The 21,001-nt window shown below is 44.1% G+C and carries 19 protein-coding genes; 15 read left to right on the top strand and 4 right to left on the bottom strand.

Features of this window, described 5'->3' with window-relative positions; translation table 11 throughout:
- Positions 1-7: 7 nt before the first annotated feature.
- On the bottom strand, positions 8-778 hold the full coding sequence (locus tag VRK_RS20185; protein ID WP_157372071.1) for an FCD domain-containing protein: 771 nt from the start codon (positions 776-778) through the stop codon (positions 8-10).
- 123 nt (positions 779-901) lie between these two features.
- Positions 902-1,891, bottom strand: coding sequence for a TRAP transporter substrate-binding protein (locus VRK_RS20190; protein WP_059123295.1), 990 nt, complete (start codon positions 1,889-1,891; stop codon positions 902-904).
- A gap of 316 nt (positions 1,892-2,207) precedes the next feature.
- Here VRK_RS20190 and VRK_RS20195 point away from each other — a divergent pair, with 316 nt between their 5' ends.
- From VRK_RS20195 to VRK_RS20265, 15 genes are all read left to right on the top strand, one after another.
- A complete protein-coding gene (locus tag VRK_RS20195) occupies positions 2,208-2,735 on the top strand; it encodes a TRAP transporter small permease (RefSeq protein WP_059123296.1) in 528 nt (175 codons plus the stop codon).
- 10 nt (positions 2,736-2,745) lie between these two features.
- Entirely contained in the window at positions 2,746-4,047 is a 1,302-nt protein-coding gene (locus VRK_RS20200) for a TRAP transporter large permease (RefSeq protein WP_059123297.1), read from the top strand.
- Positions 4,048-4,101: 54 nt separating this feature from the next.
- Positions 4,102-6,480 carry a glycoside hydrolase family 31 protein gene (locus tag VRK_RS20205; protein ID WP_231735837.1) on the top strand — a complete coding sequence of 793 codons (2,379 nt, stop codon included), beginning with the start codon at positions 4,102-4,104 and terminating at the stop codon, positions 6,478-6,480.
- A 12-nt stretch (positions 6,481-6,492) separates the two neighbouring features.
- The gene (locus VRK_RS20210; RefSeq protein ID WP_059123299.1) at positions 6,493-7,971 is read left to right on the top strand and encodes a mannitol dehydrogenase family protein; all 1,479 of its coding nucleotides are present in this window, start codon (positions 6,493-6,495) and stop codon (positions 7,969-7,971) included.
- The gene (gene uxaC, locus VRK_RS20215; protein ID WP_059123300.1) at positions 7,968-9,380 is read left to right on the top strand and encodes a glucuronate isomerase; all 1,413 of its coding nucleotides are present in this window, start codon (positions 7,968-7,970) and stop codon (positions 9,378-9,380) included. Before VRK_RS20210 ends, uxaC begins: the two co-directional genes overlap by 4 nt.
- Positions 9,381-9,383: 3 nt before the next feature.
- The gene (locus tag VRK_RS20220; protein ID WP_059123301.1) at positions 9,384-10,337 is read left to right on the top strand and encodes a sugar kinase; all 954 of its coding nucleotides are present in this window, start codon (positions 9,384-9,386) and stop codon (positions 10,335-10,337) included.
- 12 nt (positions 10,338-10,349) lie between these two features.
- Positions 10,350-10,979, top strand: a complete 630-nt coding sequence (locus tag VRK_RS20225; protein WP_059123302.1) for a bifunctional 4-hydroxy-2-oxoglutarate aldolase/2-dehydro-3-deoxy-phosphogluconate aldolase — start codon at positions 10,350-10,352, stop codon at positions 10,977-10,979.
- Between the two features lie 826 nt (positions 10,980-11,805).
- Positions 11,806-13,317, top strand: a complete 1,512-nt coding sequence (locus VRK_RS20230) for an asparagine synthase C-terminal domain-containing protein (RefSeq protein WP_059123303.1) — start codon at positions 11,806-11,808, stop codon at positions 13,315-13,317.
- A 4-nt stretch (positions 13,318-13,321) separates the two neighbouring features.
- Positions 13,322-14,089 (top strand): enoyl-CoA hydratase/isomerase family protein, encoded by a 768-nt coding sequence (locus VRK_RS20235; RefSeq protein ID WP_059123362.1) that lies wholly within the window; start codon positions 13,322-13,324, stop codon positions 14,087-14,089.
- 5 nt (positions 14,090-14,094) lie between these two features.
- Complete coding sequence (locus VRK_RS20240; RefSeq protein WP_059123304.1) at positions 14,095-14,928, top strand: TauD/TfdA dioxygenase family protein; 834 nt, start codon at positions 14,095-14,097, stop codon at positions 14,926-14,928.
- Between the two features lie 76 nt (positions 14,929-15,004).
- Positions 15,005-16,156 carry a proline dehydrogenase family protein gene (locus tag VRK_RS20245; RefSeq protein ID WP_059123305.1) on the top strand — a complete coding sequence of 384 codons (1,152 nt, stop codon included), beginning with the start codon at positions 15,005-15,007 and terminating at the stop codon, positions 16,154-16,156.
- A 2-nt stretch (positions 16,157-16,158) separates the two neighbouring features.
- Entirely contained in the window at positions 16,159-16,431 is a 273-nt protein-coding gene (locus VRK_RS20250) for a 2Fe-2S iron-sulfur cluster-binding protein (RefSeq protein WP_059123306.1), read from the top strand.
- Positions 16,431-17,270, top strand: a complete 840-nt coding sequence (locus VRK_RS20255) for a formylglycine-generating enzyme family protein (RefSeq protein ID WP_059123307.1) — start codon at positions 16,431-16,433, stop codon at positions 17,268-17,270. Before VRK_RS20250 ends, VRK_RS20255 begins: the two co-directional genes overlap by 1 nt.
- Complete coding sequence (locus VRK_RS20260; protein ID WP_082671489.1) at positions 17,254-18,234, top strand: DMT family transporter; 981 nt, start codon at positions 17,254-17,256, stop codon at positions 18,232-18,234. The genes VRK_RS20255 and VRK_RS20260 overlap by 17 nt, the downstream gene beginning before the upstream one ends.
- Positions 18,231-18,755, top strand: coding sequence for a carbapenem self-resistance protein CarG family protein (locus tag VRK_RS20265; protein ID WP_059123309.1), 525 nt, complete (start codon positions 18,231-18,233; stop codon positions 18,753-18,755). Before VRK_RS20260 ends, VRK_RS20265 begins: the two co-directional genes overlap by 4 nt.
- Before the next feature lie 187 nt (positions 18,756-18,942).
- On the opposite strand, the gene VRK_RS20270 is transcribed toward VRK_RS20265, so the two are convergent.
- Together VRK_RS20270 and VRK_RS20275 are read right to left on the bottom strand one after the other, a co-directional pair.
- Positions 18,943-20,073 (bottom strand): ROK family transcriptional regulator, encoded by a 1,131-nt coding sequence (locus VRK_RS20270; protein ID WP_059123310.1) that lies wholly within the window; start codon positions 20,071-20,073, stop codon positions 18,943-18,945.
- Positions 20,074-20,116: 43 nt separating this feature from the next.
- Positions 20,117-20,992, bottom strand: a complete 876-nt coding sequence (locus VRK_RS20275; protein WP_157372073.1) for a glucosamine kinase nucleotide-binding domain-containing protein — start codon at positions 20,990-20,992, stop codon at positions 20,117-20,119.
- Positions 20,993-21,001 lie beyond the last annotated feature (9 nt).

Raw genomic sequence — 21,001 nt, forward strand, 5'->3', positions numbered from 1 at the left:
CAAAGAGTTAGCGAAACAGATAACCATCAAATAACGGGTCATCCATATCGGATAATTGAAACAGCGTCTGCTTTACATTTTCGATATGCTGCCACATCGCTTGTCTTGCACCGTCCGGATCACGCTTTTGTAATGCCAATAAGATTCGCTCATGATCCTCTAGCCATTGACAACGGTAGGTATTGCTCTTAATACGTGAATGCAGTTGTTGCCACATGGGACTGTCGTTTCGCCGCTCCCACAGGTCATGAATGATGTCACTCAGGACACTATTTTGAGAGGCTTCAGCAATCGTCAGGTGGAATAGCCGATCATATTCGTAATCATCGGTATCATTTTCCAGACTGACGCGCTCTTGATCCAAGTAGTATCGAAGACGAGAAATATCATTCTTGGTAACGTTCGATGCCGAAAAACTCGCAATCTGACTTTCCAGCACCTGTCGCGCTTGTAACAATTCAAACGGGCCGACATCGCTACTGCGATTTAACTCTGGTTCCTGCTCTTCTTGTAATGTGTCGGGCAGTTTAATGACATAAACCCCCGATCCTTTGCGGACTTCAACAAACCCTTGCAGTTCTAACATGATAATAGCTTCCCGAACGACGGAACGACTGACATCAAGTTCCTCTGCGATCTCTCGTTCAGGCGGCAGACGATCACCGAGACCAAATTCTCCGGACGCAATCCGTTTTTGTAATCCAAGGCCTATTTTTTGATAAAGACGCTGTGGATGTATCATATCAACACGAACACTCAAGTTTGTTTGAATACCCATAAGATCTCACTTAGTTCACTACCGTTAGTCTGGGGTACAGGTATTGTTGGATAAGGATGCAACGACATCGGGCTCTAAAGATTGGTTGACCAAGGTATATTGGTCAACCATTGATGACATTACTTAATTGGATGCCAACGCATCAATTTCTTTGACGTATTTTGCAATCGCTTGATTACTCAATGCTTCATCATGCATCGGTTTGACCGCATCGATAAACGGCTGCTTCTCAACTTTCACGAAAGAAACACCCATTGCTGTTTTCGCTTTTTCCTGCGCTTCGGCAATCATTTTGGTCCAGAGATCTTTGTGATACAACATCGACTCTTTCGCGGCTTTATGAATAGCAACTTGTTGATCTGGAGTGAGTTTATTCCAAGATTCTTCACTGATAACTAACACATCAGGAATCATGGTATGTTCATCCATGCTGAAGAATTTCGCCACTTCACCATGACGAGAGTTGGTTAAAGCCGTTTCATTGTTCTCGGCACCATCAACCACGCCTTGTTGCAGCGCGGTGTACAATTCACCATAAGCCAGAGGTGTCGGTGAACCGCCCATAAGTTTAATCATGTTGACTGCGGTAGGGCTGGGCTGAACACGAATTTTCATCCCTTTCAGATCAGCAGGTGATTTAATTGGTTTCTTGGCGTAGAAGCTACGCGCACCACCATCATAATAAGTTAAACCAATGAATCCCTTTCCTTTCGATGCATTTAAAATATCGTCACCGACCTGACCGGTCAGCACGCGGTAAAAGTGGTCGCGATCATGGAAAATATAAGGGATGTTAAATGCACCATAGGCCGGTTCAAAAGACTCCAGCTCACTCGCATTTGATTTGGCAATATCCAAAGCACCATTTTGCAGCAGTTCCATCGACTCACGTTGAGTTCCCAACTGGCCATTCGGATAGATGCGAATTTTCACCTCACCGTGCGTGTACTCTTTCACTTTTTCTGCCATATATTGCATCGACTTGTGAACCGGGTGATTTCTATCTTGGTTATGGCTCAGCTTTAGAATGGTGGTCGCAGATGCAGTAAAAGAAATTGAAGCAGCCGCCACACAAGCCATCAGGGTAGACAGCGTTTTTTTATTAAACCGCATAATGTTCTCCATTTTAGAGTGATGTTATTTTCATGCGTTATCTTTCAGATTATCGGATGAGTGATCCATGCCTTATTCATCTCATCTTTAGTAGGTCACCCTTAAGTTAGCTGCCAATGCAGACCAATTTCAATAAAAAATTTCACATTGGTTGACCAACTTCATAAAAAATGGCCACAACTGTTCAGACCAAATGTTAATGAGAGTTCGATCACAGGCTGTTTTTGTGTGACATGCTCTAATGCCAAGCGATTTTAAGGAAAATAATTTACCCCTACATGCTTATATAACAAAAATTGGTTTACCAGGAGTCATTATGGACAAGTTAATAGGCGTCATTAATCGAGGACTGTCGATGTTCTGCATCGGCTTATCCAGCGTCCTCGTTATTTGCGTCGTCTGGCAAGTTTTCTCTCGGTATGTGTTGAATACACCCAGTACAACGACAGACGAGCTCGCTCGCTTTCTTTTTATATGGGTCGGCCTGATGGGCGCGGCATATACATTGGGACAAAAACGCCATTTAGCCATTGAATTACTTGAACAAATTTTAGAGAAAAATCCAACTAAGCACAGCATTCTTCGGCTTGTCATTAATGCAATCAGTATCATTTTTGCCAGTGTAATCATGGTTTACGGTGGTGGAAAACTGATGCTGCATGTTCTGGAAACCGGTCAGATATCTCCGGCACTCAGTCTCGAAATGGGCTACGTTTACGCAGCAATTCCCCTCAGTGGGATCTTTATGTTGATTTATCTGTCAACTGACTTTTTGACCAACCTGAGAACCCTGATGTGCAGTAAGTCACATAAAGTGGATTCTGTGGCTAACCAATTAAAATAGGAACTGACTCATGGATTGGCAAATTATTATTGTTCTGTTTGGTACCTTCTTTATTTTCTTGGGATTAGGTGTACCAATTTCATTTGGTATTGCAATTTCATCACTGCTGACAGTCATGCTCTCGCTCCCTTTTGATGCAGCAATTGCGGTTATTTCGCAGAAACTGGCTTCCGGTCTGGATAGCTTCTCTCTGTTAGCGATTCCTTTCTTCATTCTCGCAGGGAATATCATGAATCAGGGCGGTATCGCCCTACGGCTGATTAACTTTGCCAAAGTACTGGGCGGCCAATTACCGGGCTCATTGGCGCACGTCAATGTACTGGCTAATATGATGTTCGGTTCAATTTCCGGCTCGGCCGTTGCATCCGCAGCAGCGGTCGGTGGCACCATGTCTCCGTTACAAAAGAAAGAAGGCTACGATCCGGCATATTCCGCAGCCGTCAACATTACCTCTTGTCCGACCGGATTACTGATTCCGCCCAGTAATACTTTTATCGTCTATTCATTAATTTCCGGCGGAACATCGATTGGCGCCTTGTTTCTCGCAGGTTACATCCCCGGCCTGATCATGGGCTTAGGTTTAATGGTTGTCGCGGCAATTATTGCGAAAAAACGCAACTATCCGGTCTCCGAAAAACCCAGTGGTCAAATCGTACTGCAAAGAACACTCGATGCGCTGCCAAGCCTTGGTCTGATTGTCATCATTATGGGCGGGATTATCGGTGGTATCTTTACCGCGACCGAAGCATCAGCCATTGCAGTGGTTTACACACTGATGCTGGCCGTGGTGTTCTATCGTGAAGTCACGATCAGACAAATTCCGGCGATTATTTTGGAGTCGGTGATCACCACCTCAATTGTACTGCTCTTGATCGGTGCCTCAATGGGGATGTCCTGGGCAATGGCTAATGCCGATATCCCTTACATGATCAGTGATGCACTGATGAATGTATCTGAAAATCCGATCGTCGTGCTGCTCATCATTAACCTGATTCTATTAATCGTCGGGGTCTTTATGGATATGACACCGGCCCTGTTGATTTTCACCCCGATCTTTTTGCCGATTGCGATGGATCTGGGGATGGATCCGGTTCACTTCGGAATCATGATGACATTTAACCTCTGTATCGGTATCTGTACGCCGCCGGTCGGTAGTGCACTGTTTATCGGTTGCTCGGTAGGTAAAGTGAAAATCGATAAAGTTATCAAGCCGTTACTGCCTTTCTATGCAGTCTTAGTGCTCGCGCTGATGCTGGTCACCTACATTCCGGAAATCAGCTTAGCACTGCCTCAAGCCTTCCTCGGCTATTAATCTCACTGGTATTCTTGGGGGCGTGCGATAAGGACGCCCCGGTGTAAGGACTAAATGATGAAAACATTAAAACATTGGCAATGGGATTCAGCTCAGGGTAACGAAATCATTCTTCGCTGCGATGCAAAACATACCCTGCATATCTTTGTTCTCGAACCCGATATCTTCCGCGTGCTAGTCAAGAAAAATGCAAGCTTGCGCCTCGACAGAACCTGGACCGTCTCCCCTGCCGCCGATGATATCGACTGGAACGGCCGGGCAAGAACATCGATGCAAGGCTATTCGCTGCCCGATTATCAGTTAAACCGCAGTGATGATGAAGTTGAAATCGCTACCGACCGCCTGAAACTGACCATCACACAACCCTTGCAATTCCACTGGCACTACCATGCTCAAGGGGAGTGGCAGCCCCTCGCCCATGATCGTAAAACCGGTGCGATTCAGCTCGCGACAAGCACCGAAGGGGTCGCCCACTTCATGCACCGGGGCGATAACGAGCATTACTTTGGCCTCGGAGAAAAGACCGGGAATCTCAACCGAGAAGGCCGCCGCTTTGAAATGCGTAACCTCGACGCGATGGGATACAACGCCAGCTCGACAGATCCACTTTATAAACACATCCCGTTTTACATTACCCGGACACCGCAGAATGTGAGTTACGGTTTGTTCTACGATAACCTCGCCAGCTGCTGGTTTGACTTGGGCAATGAACTCGACAACTATCACATCAAATATCGTAGCTATCGTGCTGAAGACGGCGATCTGGATTTTTACTTCATCCTTGGCCCGCAAGTCATTGATGTCACCCGCTCATTTGTCAAACTGACCGGCGGCACAATCTTCGGCCCGAAATGGAGTTTAGGCTACAGCGGTTCGACAATGCGTTATACCGACGAGCCTAATGCCCAAGAACTGCTCGAGAGCTTCGTCGATCAGTGCGCAGCCCATCAAATCCCATGCGACTCTTTCCAGCTCTCATCAGGCTATACCTCAATTGGCGATAAGCGTTACGTCTTTCACTGGAATCATGACAAAGTCCCCGACCCGACGGCCATGTCGGACTATTTCCACCAGCATGGCTTGAAGCTCGCAGCCAATATCAAGCCCTGTCTGCTGCATGATCACCCGATGTATCAGGAAGTCAAACAACAGGGGCTGTTTATTCAGGATTCAAAAAGCGATACTCCGGAAATTTCGGTCTTCTGGGATGCGGAGGGTTCTCACCTCGACTTTACCAATCCGAAAACCATCGACTGGTGGAAAAGCAACGTCACCGAACAGCTGCTTGAATACGGTATCGACGCAACATGGAACGACAACAATGAATATGAAATATGGGATCGTGAGGCGCGCTGTTACGGGTTCGGCAACGCCATCCCGGTTAGCTTAATCAGACCGTTACAACCCCTGTTGATGATGAAAGCGTCGTACCATGCCCAGCGAGAATTCGCACCGCAATTACGGCCTTACCTGATCTCCCGTTCCGGATGTCCCGGCATGAACCGATACGTCCAGACTTGGAGTGGTGACAACCGCACCAACTGGACGAGCCTGAAGTACAACATCAAAATGGGCTTGGGCATGAGCCTATCGGGTTTGTACAATATCGGCCATGATGTCGGTGGATTCTCCGGTGATAAACCCGATCCCGAACTCTTTGTCCGTTGGGTGCAAAATGGCGTGATGCACCCGCGTTTTACCATTCATTCATGGAATGACGACGGGACGGTCAATGAACCGTGGATGTACCCGGAAGTCACCCCGATTATTCGCAAAGCGATGGCACTGCGCTATCAGCTGATGCCTTATCTCTATGATGCGCTGTGGCTGGCTCACCATGAACATCAACCGATGCTTCGTCCGACCTTCCTCGATCATGAGCATGATGCCAACACTTGGGCGGAAAATGATGACTTTATGCTCGGTCAGTCGCTACTGGTGGCTTCAGTGGTTGAACCGAATCAACGTCAGCGTGAGGTTTATCTCCCGGATAACACCGTCGGATGGTATGACTTCTATACTCACCAATGGTTTAGTGCCGGTCAAACGATCACTGTACCGGCCGAGTTAGAGACGCTGCCGCTGCTGGTCAAAGCCGGCTGTGTACTGCCGCTCAACCCGGAAACCGGTGTCGCAAATACCCGGCATGACAACCAGCGGGTGCTACTGATTTTCCCGGCTCAGGGCACACATCATTTTTCGCAAACCATTTTTGACGATGACGGTGAGAGTTATGCCTATCAGAACGGTCAATATGCCGAGCTGTCTGTCGCTGTGACAACCGATGCCAAATCGGTTCAGGTCTCCGTCTCGAAAACGGGTGACTTCCAACCCGATTATGATTGCATCGAGATTCAACTCCCTATGACGGAAAACCGGCAGCTGATCGTCAACGGTCAGCCAACTGAGAACCATCATCGTATTTCAATCTGAGAAGAGAGCAACATGAAGACTATAGCGAATACACAACTCAATTCTGGCGTATCTTTACCAGAATATGATCGAAACCGTCTGGTGACGAGAATAGTTCACTTAGGATTCGGCGCATTCCACCGCGCACATCAGGCGCTCTTCACCCATGAAATGTTACAAAAAACCGCCAGTGACTGGGGAATCTGCGAAGTCAGTCTCTTCACCAGTGAAGACCTGATCACCGCACTGCGCCGTCAGGATCACTGCTACACCGTCGCAGAAAAAGGTGCAGAGGAAACGGTTGTCAAAGTGATTGGTGCCGTGACCGAGTCATGCCATCCGAAGTTGGACAGTATTGAAGCGGTACTGGAGAAAATGGCGGAACCGCAAGTGGCAATCGTCTCGATGACCATCACCGAAAAAGGGTATTGTGTCGATCCGGCGACAGGTCAGCTAGACCTGACTCACCCTCTGATTCAACAGGATTTACAAACACCGCACGCCCCCAAATCAGCGCTCGGTTATATCGTTGAGGCGCTGAAACGACGTTATGAACGAGGCTTACAGCCTTTTACGGTCATGTCATGCGATAACATCCAAGAAAACGGGCATGTGGCCAGAGCCGCGGTACTTGAATTCTCCCGCCAACTGGATCCGCAGCTTCACCGCTGGATCGAAACCCATGTTACGTTCCCTTGCACCATGGTTGATCGGATTGTACCGGCAGCAACGCTTGATACACTCGACGAAATTGCAACATTGTTGGGCTGCGACGATCCATGTGCGATTGCTTGTGAGCCCTTCAGTCAATGGGTGATTGAAGATAACTTCGCTGCCGGGCGTCCCGAATGGGATGTGGCGGGCGCAGAGTTTGTTGACGATGTCGTCCCCTATGAAGAGATGAAACTGAGAATGCTCAACGGGAGTCACTCGTTTCTCGCTTATCTCGGCTACCTCGGTGGCTATGAGCATATCTCTGACACGATGACGGATGCAGGCTATCGTCAGGCCGCTTTCGACATGATGCTCAAAGCGCAGGCTCCATCACTCAATATGCCGCAAGGAACCGACCTGACAGCCTATGCCACCCAACTGATTGAACGCTTCAGCAACCCAAGTCTCAAGCACCGCACCTGGCAAATTGCGATGGACGGCAGTCAAAAAATTCCACAACGGATGGGTCACAGCCTGAAATATCATCTGGCTCATGGCAGTGATTTTTCGTGGATTGCAACCGGGATTGCCGGCTGGATGCGTTATGTCTCAGGTGTTGATGAGCATGGCAATGAGATTGATGTGCGCGATCCGATGGCAAAGCAGCTCCGTGATATCTGTGATCAACACGGACTCAATGTATCGGTTGTGCCGGCATTACTTAGTGTGGAAGCGATTTTCTCTCGCGAACTGGGCCAGAACCCACAAGTCATTGAAGCTGTGAGTCACGCCTATCAATCGTTACTGGATCATGGTGCCCGCGCAACGGTCGCAGCACTGTCAGGAGGAACCCAATGAAGAACTTTATGGATGAAGACTTTTTGCTGAATACGGAAACTGCGCGTCGTCTCTATCACGAATACGCCTGTCATCAACCGATTTATGATTATCACTGCCATCTGAGTCCGGCAGAGGTCGCGAATAACCGTCAATTCGAAAATCTGACCCAAATCTGGCTCGCAGGAGATCACTACAAATGGCGGGCAATGCGCTCGGCAGGGGTGCCTGAACACCAGATCACCGGGAATGCCAGCGACTATGACAAATATCTCGCTTGGGCAAATACGGTGCCGCAAACATTAGGGAATCCTCTGTATCACTGGACGCATCTGGAACTGCGTCGTCCATTCGGCATCACCAATACCCTGTTGGGGCCGCAAACCGCGAATGCGGTCTGGGAACAGTGCAACGAACGATTGGCCATGCCAGACTATTCTGCCCGGGGGATCATGCAACAGATGAACGTTGCCATGGTCGGCACCACCGATGATCCGATCGATTCACTCGAACACCATCGAACCATTGCTCAGGATAATGATTTCGATATCGCGGTTCTGCCAAGCTGGCGTCCGGACAAAGTCTTCAAAATAGAACTCGATGGTTTCGCTGACTACATCCACAAGCTGGGGGAAGTCGCTGACATCAATATCGAATGCTTCAGTGATTTACTCAGCGCACTCGATCAGCGTCTGGCTCACTTCGATGCCCACGGCTGCCGTGCCGCAGACCACGGGATTGAGATTGTACGCTATGCGCCGATCCCGGATGAAAAAGCACTTGATACCCTGCTGAGACGTCGCTGCAATGGTGAAACGCTCTCTGAATTGGAATGCGCCCAGTTTTCAACCGCGGTGCAAGTCTGGCTCGGTCAGCGTTACGCCAAGCTTGGTTGGGTTATGCAACTCCATATTGGTGCACAACGGAACAATAACAGCCGTATGTTCGCCCAACTCGGTCCGGATTCGGGTTTCGATTCAATTGGTGATCGGCCGTTTGCTTTTGAACTGGCTCATCTCTTAGATGAAATGGATAAGACCGACGCCCTGCCCCGAACCATTTTGTATTGCCTCAATCCGAGAGACAACGAAATGATGGCGACCATGATTGGTAACTTCCAAGGTGGCGGGATTGCCGGAAAAATTCAGTTTGGATCAGGATGGTGGTTTAACGATCAAAAAGACGGAATGCAGCGTCAGATAGAGCAACTGTCACAGCTTGGCCTGCTCAGCCAGTTTGTCGGGATGCTGACCGACTCACGTAGCTTCCTCTCTTATACCCGTCACGAGTATTTCCGGCGGATTCTGTGCAATATGTTAGGAGGCTGGGTCGAAAATGGCGAAGTCCCCAATGACTTCTCGTTACTCGGTCCGATGGTTGAGAATATCTGTTTTGGTAATGCGCAACGCTATTTTGAAGTGAGGGATTAACGAATGAAACATATCGCCATTATCGGTGAGTGTATGATTGAGTTGAATGGCAAACCATTCGGTCCGATGCAACAAACATTTGGCGGTGATACCCTCAACGCAGCCGTTTATCTGTGCCGGGGTCGTACTGCCAATCAGGATCCGGCGAATATTCAGGTCTCCTATGTTACCGCGTTGGGAAGCGATCCACTCAGCCAGGGTATGATCTCACGTTGGCAACAGGAAGGGCTCGATACTGAATTGGTATTGCGTGATGAACACCGCTCTCCGGGGCTATATTTAATTCAACTCGACGATCAGGGAGAGCGGACATTTTTATACTGGCGTCATCAATCGGCAGCGCGTTATTTAATGCAACATCCCGATATTGACGGAATCAAAGCCGCTCTGAGCCATGTCGATATGGTTTTCCTCAGCGGCATTACCCTCGCAATTCTGCCGGAACAAGATCGAATGGATCTGCTCAACCTGCTGGCAAAACTGCGCCAACAAGGGGTTGAAATTGCATTTGACAGTAACTTCCGTCCGGCACTGTGGCCCGACGATCATCATGTCACCGTGAAAACGATCTACGAAGCCATGTATCGGCTTACCGACTTAGCCTTGGTCACATTTGATGACGAGCAACAATTGTGGGGAGATAATACACCGACACACACGCTCAACCGTTTGAAAACGCTGGGAGTAAAGCATTGTGTAGTCAAAACGGGGGCTGATGGATGTCTCGTTGAGGCTCACGGTTTGCCAGCTCAAACCGTCGCCACCACCCCGGTTGAACAGGTGGTCGATACGACCTCCGCCGGTGATTCATTCAATGGCGGATTTCTATCGGCCTACTTAGCCGGATACGATCTGGTTGAGGCGTGCCAGCGAGGCAACAAACTCGCGGGAACAGTGATTCAACATCGCGGCGCCATTATCGACAACATCTACACTCAAGCCGCTCTGATTTCTTAATAAGGAACAACCATGTCAGACATTAAACAGCAAATCAAAGCTATTAAAATTATTCCTGTGATTGCAATCGACAAAGCCGAGGACATCATTCCTCTGGGCAAAGTGCTGGCTGAAAACGGCCTGCCCGCAGCCGAAATCACCTTCCGATCAGATGCAGCTGCCGAAGCCATTCGTCTGCTGCGTGAATCACAGCCAGACATGCTAATCGGTGCTGGTACCGTACTCAACCGGGAGCAGGTTATCGCCGCCAAAGAAGCGGGAGCGACATTTATTGTCTCTCCCGGTTTTAATCCCAATACAGTCCTGGCCTGTCAGGAACTCGGCATTGAAATCATTCCGGGAATCAATAACCCGAGCGTGGTTGAAGCCGCACTGGAAATGGGAATCACCACCATGAAATTCTTCCCTGCGGAGCCATCGGGTGGGATCAACATGGTTAAGTCTTTGCTTGCACCGTATACCAATCTGGAGCTGATGCCGACCGGTGGTATCAAACCATCAAACATCAAAGATTACCTCGATATCCCTCGCGTGATAGCCTGTGGGGGAACATGGATGGTCGAAAAATCACTGATTGAAGCCGGAAACTGGGAAGAAGTCGCCCGCCTCACCCGCGAAGCGGTCGCCTTGATTCAGGCATAACACCTTACCGGATATCAACAAAAATATAAAAAGCCTTGCGACAACAAGGCTTTCCATGCCATTACCAACCACAACGAGTATGCTTCTTATTCATTGTCTGCTTTATCGCAGCATGAAGAGCCACTTCCCCCTTCGTCGTCATTTTCCCAACCGCCATCAATGATGCCGGACTTCTCAGTCAAATATCTTAATTTCTCAGCCTGAGTATCAGTTACTTCTGTATTCAGTGAGCACATTGTTGTGACGCTAAAAAACAGTGTCTACCCACCTTTAGAACCAAATTCTATTGCTATATACAATGATTCAACCATGAAACAACTGAGTAATAAAACGATTAAATAAATGAGCGATTAAATGATTACATAACTGACAAAATCAACAACTTAAATATTATTAAAAACACTTTCACACCATTACTTAATTAATAAATATGATTCATAACCATATAATGACCAAACAGAAAATTACATATAATGTAACAAAATAAATAATATCTTAACATTTAATTAGTGATTATTAATCATATATATACAATGATTAAAATATTAATTACATGCTATATAATTAAGAAAATCATCTGTCACTGAACAATTAATGCCATATTATTCATAGATATATATTAATCAAATGATAAATTGAAAAAAATATAGTAAAAATTCAATTTAGGTTGAAAAAATTAATTTATTTAAATTGTGTTAATAATTCATTAATAATGTGATCCAAATAGCGTTTATAAATTTACCAACATTGACAAAAAATTAAGGTTGTCTAGATTATCCAACTCAAAGGATTTATTTATGATTAATTCAACTCAACAGAGGTTTCCATGGAGACAGGATTTTCTTTAATAAAAAAAGCCAATAAAAATATAGAGAAAAAAATAGAAAACTCATTTAACTGTAATGTAATTTCCATCTCGGATGGAATATTATGTGTTGGAAAAAAAGAGAAATATAGTCAGTACAACGCGGGGGAAACCATCCATTTAATTGGTGATATACATAACTTAGATTTTATTCATGAACTTGTGTCAAACTTATGCTCAAATGCGAATAATGTAGAACCGGCACACATCATAATGATCATGATAAAGCAACTAGGCTTTCAATCACTGTCTTTATTGGAAGGCGATTTTTGTATTATTATGGAGAATGGTGATTCGACATACCAAGTCATAACCAACCCATTTGGAATGAATCCTGTCAGTATTATTTCATCTTACGATAAGCATTCATTATGGATTACAAATAACTTGAAAGTATTTGCCAGTGTTGAAGGTGATAAAGCTATTCATTTCAAAAGCCCGAGCCTGGTGTGTGTCGATGGTCCAAGAGAAAATAATTACTCTCCGATCCATAATGCAATTAAACTAAGACCTGCCAGTATTAATGAAATATCTTTTGACCGTAAAGGGTACTTTTATAATCAAACGTCAGACCTACTCTTTTGTAGCAACGGTTGCGAGACCAATTTTGATGAAGATCCTCTTCTTCAAATCATTGATAAATACATCAAAGCACCGATCAGTGATTCGTACAAAAAGTATGACAAAGTCGGCATCCCTCTCTCTGGTGGGCTTGATTCCAGTCTCATTACGCTATTGGCAAGTGAGCAGTTTGATAATATTTACACCTATTCAATAGGCACTGAGTCTTTCAATGAATTTCCATATGCAGAGATCGTTTCAGAGTGCCTGCATACCACTCACGAAAATAAAATATTAGATGAGAAAGATATTATCAATGGTGTCATTGAATCGATTTATTACAATGAAATTTTTGATGGGCTCTCTGCAGAAATTCAATCTGGTTTATTTAATGTCTACAAAATGGCAAATAAAAACTCAGAACTGCTACTGACTGGTTATGGTTCAGATTTATTGTTTGGTGGCGTCATCAACCCGAGTAGTCAGCATGACCCAAACCACGAATTGAGCCAATTAGTTTATCGAACTCAATGGACTTCAGAGTTTTCAACGCTTGGACCTCGCGAACTTGGATTTGATATCAGACACCCGTTCTGGACAAGAAGACTCATTTCATTATGTGAAAATATGAATCACAAATTAAAAATCAGAGACAATGAAAATAAATACATTCTTAGAAAATATGTTGATTCATTCAAAAAACTACCTGATGAAATTGTCTGGCGTAAAAAAATCGGTATCCATGAAGGCTCAGCCGTTGATCAATCATTTGCCAATACACTTGGTGTGAAAGTTGATAATTATTACGAGAAGAATTTATTTACATACAAGATGTATCAATCATTGATATTAGGTCGCATTAATATTCATGATTACAACTTAAATGAAATTAAAAAAATTATTACGGAGTAATATCATGACAATTAAAATTTCTGATATTAATACTATCAGAATTATTACACTCAATCATAAAAGTATTCATAATCCATTTAGTGAAGAACTTGAAGATGCCGTGAAAGCGGCTTTGATTGAAGCGGATCACGATACCAATATCAGTGCCATCGTCGTTCATGGTGGTGAGAATCGCTCTTTTAGTGCCGGGGGCGATTTTAATGAAGTCCGCAACCTCAAAGGCGGGATAGAAGTTGATCGATGGATCGATAGAGTCATTGACTTATATCAGACTGTACTCAACGTCAGAAAGCCAACCGTTGCGGCAATCGACGGTTATGCGATTGGGATGGGTTTTCAATTCGCCATGATGTTTGATGTCCGGATCATATCATCCACCGGAAAATTCATTATGCCTGAATTAAAACACGGGATTGGATGTTCTTTAGGCGCTCAAATACTATCGCATTGCATTGGCTATAACGCAATGAAGTCAATTGTTTACGGTTGTGATGAACTGGATGCACCGCAAGCGATTCAACTTTATCTCACCGATGCAATGACACAACCCGATCAACTTTTGGCAACTGCGATTAACGAAGCACAGAAATTGGCGGCCTACCCGACACCGTCTTTCCAATCGACGAAAAAAGTGATGAATCATAAGTATTTTGAGCTTTTAGAAACCGCAAGAAAAGAATCTAAAGAAGTTCACCGGCTTTCGTTTAGTGCCGGAGATGCCCAAAAACATTTTAACCGAGTATTAAAAACAACGTCAGAAATAGGAGTATAAAACCAATGGATTACGAACCAATCATGAGTACCAGCTTTGGTGCCAGAATGACTGAGGAAAACTTCAGACAATCAACACCTGAAGAAATTAAACAGCTCTTAAGAGAGAAAGGGTTCTTGGTTGTTCAAGACATTAAACTTGATGCAAATGACTTCCGAGATTTTTATACCACTTATGGTGAAATAGTTGAGTATTCTGAAGAGCGAATCGGTGTCGGATTTGGTTATGTCGATACACTCAAGCTCGATGGTGAAAAAGGAAAAATTGTTACCGGCCGTGGGCAATTACCACTCCATGCGGATGGTGGATTATTACTCACTGCTGTGGACCATGTTTTTCTTTATTCCAACACCATCGAAAACATGAAATTCAGAGGTGCGACAACCGTTGTCGATCATGTCCTTGCAAACCAAGAAATGCCGGGGCACCTGAAAGATATCCTGGAAAATGAGACATTCCAAGCGCGTGTTTTAGAAAAAGGTTATTACTCTGATGTTTCTCCGGAAGGTTGGTTCGATGTACCGGTCTTTACCGACTTAGGCTGGATTAAAAAAATGCTGATCTATTTTCCATTCCATGAGGGTCAGCCAGCTAGTTGGGAATCCAGAATCGTTGGTTTTTCACAGGAAGAGAATGACAAATTCTTCAAAGAACTTGAATCGTTCTACAAGCAAGACCGATATTATTATAAGCATTATTGGAAAAGTAATGAACTTCTCATTATGGATAACCGCAGAGTTATTCACGAAAGAGAAGAATTCCAGGATGACAATATAGTTAGACGTCTATATCGTGGCCAAACATCTGAAGTTAAAGAGTTAGCTGAATTATCCGCTTAATATAATAGAGGCAAGTAATGTGTCATGATTACTTGCCTTACTTTTATCATAATGGATATCCTATGGAGAGGAATCAATGTATTCTCGGCACTCGAATTTAGAGTTGATTTTTAAATATTTATCATCTGTTATTTTATCTAATAAATATATTGGCATGTTATTTGTGAAATTATTCAAATGGTTAATCACTAAAGGTGTACGATCAAAGTTTCACAACATTATATATAAAATATATTTTGGTGGAGAGAATATCAATGAAGCCATTCACACATCAGATAAACTCAGCCGAGATGGAACCGCTAGTTTGCTTGACTATGCTGTCGAAGGTGTTAATCACTCATCGGGATTTCAGGCCGCACTCGATAATACTATCAGCTTGATCAAACTATCGAGTCACAAAAAGCATATTCCATTTGTGGTTATTAAGCCCTCTTCCATTGGTTCAAGCCTGATTTATCAGAAGATATCTCATCGTCAATGCCTTTCGCCAAATGAAATAAATGACTGGAACCAAATTAAGCAACGTTATGAGGATATATTTCAAATTGCGTCTCAGCATCATGTAAAAGTGATGGTCGATGCGGAGCAGTCTTGGATTCAACCCGCGGTTGATGAGCTTGTCATCCAATGTATGAAGAAATATAACACCAACCAAACCGTGATTTACTTAACTATCCAATGCTATCTCAAAGATAAACTGGCATTTCTCAAGCATTGCTATCAAGAATCGATTCAACATCATTTCACAGCGGGCATTAAACTGGTTCGGGGTGCCTACTTGGAAGATGAGCGAAAACATTGTTCAGACATGTCTGAATTTCCTATTTTCTCGACGAAGGAAGAAACTGACAATAATTATTCATCTGCTATTGAATTTATTGCAACCAACATTAATTATTTCTCTCCTTTCTTTGCGACGCATAATAATGAAAGTGTTGATAAAATCGTTCAATACCCTGTGCTATCCCATGCTTGGTCCGGTCAACTTTATGGACTTTCTGATCATTTAACCAATCGTCTGAAACAATATGGATTTAAAACGAGTAAATATGTTCCCTATGGACCAATGGAAAGCTCACTTCCCTATCTACTAAGACGAATTGAAGAAAACTCAATCTCTACAAAATCTTTCCTTGAAGAACAAGACACGATTAGAAAAGAGATCAAAAATAGATTATTTCATCGAAAATCACCTTCAAAACTAGATCAATTAGATAATAAGAGATAAAAATGAAAAATAATAAATGTATCATCAATGAAAAAATAATTGAGTTCCCGCTTGATAAAGAAAACCCTATATTAGACACTGCATTGAACTTTGGCATAGACTTACACTATAATTGCCGGGCCGGATTTTGTGGCCGCTGTAAAGTATTATTAAATAAAGGTCAGGTCAACATGGATCACTCCGGCGGTATTTCGCGAACAGAAATAAAAGAACGCTATATTTTAGCTTGCTGTTCAACCCCCCTGACTCCAATTGAAATTGAGGTTATTAATTGATGCGTCATTTCTTATTTTTATGTATTTTATTGATCAATTTTTCTGTTTTTTCATCCACTGATAATATACCTAAATTAAAAGAATCACTTGTGCAAGCAGGAGACTATTACGTCGGTGACGTTTTTGGTCAACAGCCGTATGAAAAACACACAAATGTGACGATAAAGTCTTTCTACATCATGCAAACAGAAGTAACCCGATCATTGTTTGATCAAGTCAAAAACTGGGCAATTCAAAATAATTTAGTTCAGGGTAATATCATTAGAAACACTAATAAAGAAGAATCAAATATAGCCGCTGCGAATATATCATGGTGGGATGCTATTATTTTTTCAAATATGATCAGCCGTTATTTCAACCTATCCCCTTACTATTTAGATAAGTCAAACAATCCTATTTTTGAACGTCCCGAAGATGGGATTGTTACAGTGGATGACTCGGCTTCCGGTTATCGCCTTCCCAGTATTTTTGAATGGCAAATTGCAGCTCGCGGAGGGCAAGAAGCATTAAAAAACCAGACATATGGCACACTGTTTGCCGGCTCAGATCAACAAGATACGGTAGGGTGGTTTCCAACGGATGATTTATCACAACAAGAAATTCCTTATGTTGTCGGACAGAAACAACCCAATGAACTCAATCTGTTTGATATGTCCGGTAATGTTGCAGAATGGACAGGTGAAGTCTTTAATCTGGATGGCAACAATGTCCTTTACTATTACTGTGGGGGGAGCTTTATTATCAGCGACAACTCACTGGCAAATTGCGATATCCATTCCCGTCATCATAAAAGACCAGACTTAGGGTTTCGGTTAGTAAGATATGCCTCCCAGCCTTAAATATTCCCACAACAAACACGATGAGAAATCTATTTTGAATCATGCCTACAAATATTATATTGGCGTACTGATTGCTGTCATCCTATGGGGAAGCAATTTTGTGGTGATAAAAATCGCACTACAACAGGTGGACACATTAGCGCTACTCTCGATTCGTTTTGTGTTGAGTACGATGATTCTCGGCGGGATCTGCCTTTTTAGACAGCCCCGAATGACCACCCCGCTGTCAGTGAGGAACTACATTTTTCTGTTTTTCCTTGGGATACTCGGAATTGCAGGGTTTAATCTGGGACTTTTTTACGGGCTCAACGATACATCACCGATCCATGCATCACTCATTGTGTCTCTTTCACCGCTGATGACTTTATTGATTGCCAGTCGGTTTAATATCGAGCGAGTCAATTTATCTCACGTCATTGCTCTTTTACTCTGTATGATTGGCGTTTTTCTGGTGATAGGTTCACCATTGCATGATAGTCAATTTATGATTAAAGGTGATTTAATCATTTTTGTCGGCACACTTTCTTGGAGTGTCTATACCATTTTTTCAACGAAGATAAAATCTCAAATAGAACCACTTCAGTTAACATTCATTCTGATGTTCTTTGGCTCAATTTGTATTGTCTTACTGAGCTCATTTCATCTGAATTTATTCAGTGCCTTGACAGAAATAAACACTCAGGCTTGGGGGCTCATACTATATATGGCGATATTTACAACCTGCATTCCTCACCTCTTGTGGGTCCACTCCGTGAGAAAAATCGGACCGACAGAGTCCTCATTATTCTTTAATTTAATTCCGGTTTTTGCCACTATCTTCGCTATGTTTACCGGTTTCATCCCTGATCAATACCAGATCATCGGGATTATCATCTCATTTACCGGCTTGGCTATCCCTAACTTATACAGTTACATTATGAATCGTACTCATTTGGTAACCAAAAAAGAGGCAGTCAACAAATGAAGTATTTATACTTAATTGTGCTGCTCTTACACCCTTTTTATGCTTACCCTGCAGCCACCTTTTTCGAGTTAAACAGTGGATTAAATCATTTAGATTTAAACTCAGATGGCATCCTTGATGCTGTTTTTTATTCGAGGTTTGATAACAACACATCCCATCCTGACCCGACGCTCTCGGTTTATATCAAGGATAGTGATGCAACGTACTCTATTGTGCCTACACCGGCAGGTGATCGATTTACACTCTTTGGCATTAATGTTTCTGTTTCAAATATTCTGGTGCGGAGTTTTGGATTCATCAAAACATCAAAGCAGGTATATCTGGTCGTTGCAGTGAAATCTGGTGACTCGCCCCATTTAAAACAGTTCTTCAAATTCAAACTCTATCAAATTGAAAAAAATCTGGAACACCCGGGCATCCCACTATATGGCTGGACCCAAGTCGGGGAAAAAATAAGCAAAAATAAATACATGTCAGCAGATGTAGCGATCCGCGAGTGTCCCAAAACATGTTTTGAATAGCCTGACCTGACCACAAAAAAACCTTGCTGCGAAGCAAGGTTCTCATTGGAAGTTTCTGCTAAACCGAACGATGATTCATCATTTTCTGATTAAAAGGAAAAAATCGGAAAAGGTGTCCATTGCCAGCCTATAAGATTCTCACTTTTGAGTAATATGAAACCCCTAGGACAACGACAAATCAGTGCGTCTATTTTTCATTATCTATCTCACTAGCCAACATATCCAACAATCGATTCACCGCAAAACCGGCGGCACCTTGTGCCCACATCCGTGATTCAGTGAGAAAATGAAGCGGCGTCACTTGAGGCGTGACACGCAATCGGTATTTTTGAAAGCTCTGAAGAACTTGATCAAATAAAATGCGCGATACCGTTTGAGGTTCTGTGGTCAGATAAACAATATCAGGGTCAAAGGCAATGGATAAATTAGCCAAAGACACACCAAGGTGATGTCCTGCATTCGTCAGAGTCTCAATCGCCATCGGGCTCGGGTTAAGCTCTAACTCCTGTAAAGTACGTGGCGGATTTTGCTTATCAATATCCGGGTCATGATGCAACAAATACTGCAAAATTGCCCGCGACGATGCCACGCTTTCTAATTCTCGTTCGGAACCATCGCCCAACAACCCATTCCCGATTTCACCGGCATTTCCATGACGACCGCGATATAACTGGCGATTAATAATAATCCCCGCACCGATCCCTTGACCAAAAGTAGCAATAATTGCTGATGAGGACTGCCCAATTTGGCCAAATACGACCGAAGCCAGTGCTAATGCATTGGCATCATTTTCAATAAATACCGGAATCGAAAAACGCTCAGCCAACTGAGAAGCAATATCGACATTATTCCAGTCAAGCAAAAATGAACGTAAACAGCGGCCAGAATCAGGATCAACAACCCCTGATATTGCAAGGCCAATGGCACCGATATTTCTATGTGACGCAGTAGATTTCATAAACTTAGCTAACGCGTCACCAAGCTGCTTTGGTGTTAACTTACCGGTTGAAATCTGTTGCTCACCAATCAAAGTACCGGCCAAGTCAGTCATCACAATAAGATTACGCTCTGTATTAAGCTGAACGCCAATCACACATGTGAAATCAGGGTTAATCCCCAACAGCGTTTTCGGTCTTCCCATTGAGACCTTACGTAATCCTAACTCACGAATAATACCTTTGTTCAACAGCTTATTCGTCGCTTGGGAAACAGCTGACATACTCAGTGTACTCCGCACCTTTAAGTCAGATTGGCTAATGGAAGCATGTTCAACAATCAAACGGAGTAAACGGGTCGTGATGGACGGTGGTGTCGGCATAATTCAACTCAAAATTATCGATTAGTTACGGAGCGTTCGTGCATTATATGGATTCACAGGACAAACGCGACAATATCAATGCGCCATCAAGCGCATCACCTTTGGCATCGATTAGAACAGCCTGATTACGAGCTGATAGCCATGGCACAATCGGCTTAGCCAGCCCACCCATCAAAGTCGCTCCGTTCTCACCTTGATGTGTTAAATAGTCCAGCATTTGATCTATTTCACTTGCGGTTTGCCGCACCAGTTGTGTTGCGACCGCATCGCCAAGTTCAGCGTAGTGAAAAATTACAGGCGCAAACTGGCCCCAATCGGCAGGCGTCGCGTTGGTTGACCAAGTCAGCATCTGTTCTGGCGAGTTGTCAAATTGACTCATGATTTCTCGGGTTAGGGCTGTCGGCTCAATTAAATGCTCATGAGCTTGTAGTGCATACCGAACCGCCCGGCGTCCTAAAATCGCACCGGAGCCTTGGTCTGCAAGGCTAAACCCCCACCCTCCGACTCGACTAAATTGCCTGCCATCCCATCTCACACCTTGGCTGCCTGTGCCTGTGATTAGCACGGCACCGCTCTCACCTAAGTGACCGCCGATACAAGCAATTTCCGCATCAGACACGACCTTCACATGTGCAAAACCTTGAAGTGCCTTATGAGCACACTGACGGTAGGACTCGACGTTGGCTCCCGCTAAGCCGAGCACCACACTAGTACAAGCAGAAGATTCAAAAGGCAAATTGGCCTGTAAGTAAACATCAGCGATCAGACGGCTTACGGTTTCGAGTGCTTTATCAAATGCAGAATAAATATTGGCTGCCCCCGCTGCACATTCAGCGAGAATCTCACCATCGACATTCATTAAACGAGCTCGACATTTAGTGCCGCCACCATCCACACCAATAAAATATTGACAATCCAAATTGTGTTT

It is taken from the genome of Vibrio sp. MEBiC08052 (assembly GCF_001506075.1).
Classification (GTDB): Bacteria; Pseudomonadota; Gammaproteobacteria; order Enterobacterales; family Vibrionaceae; genus Vibrio.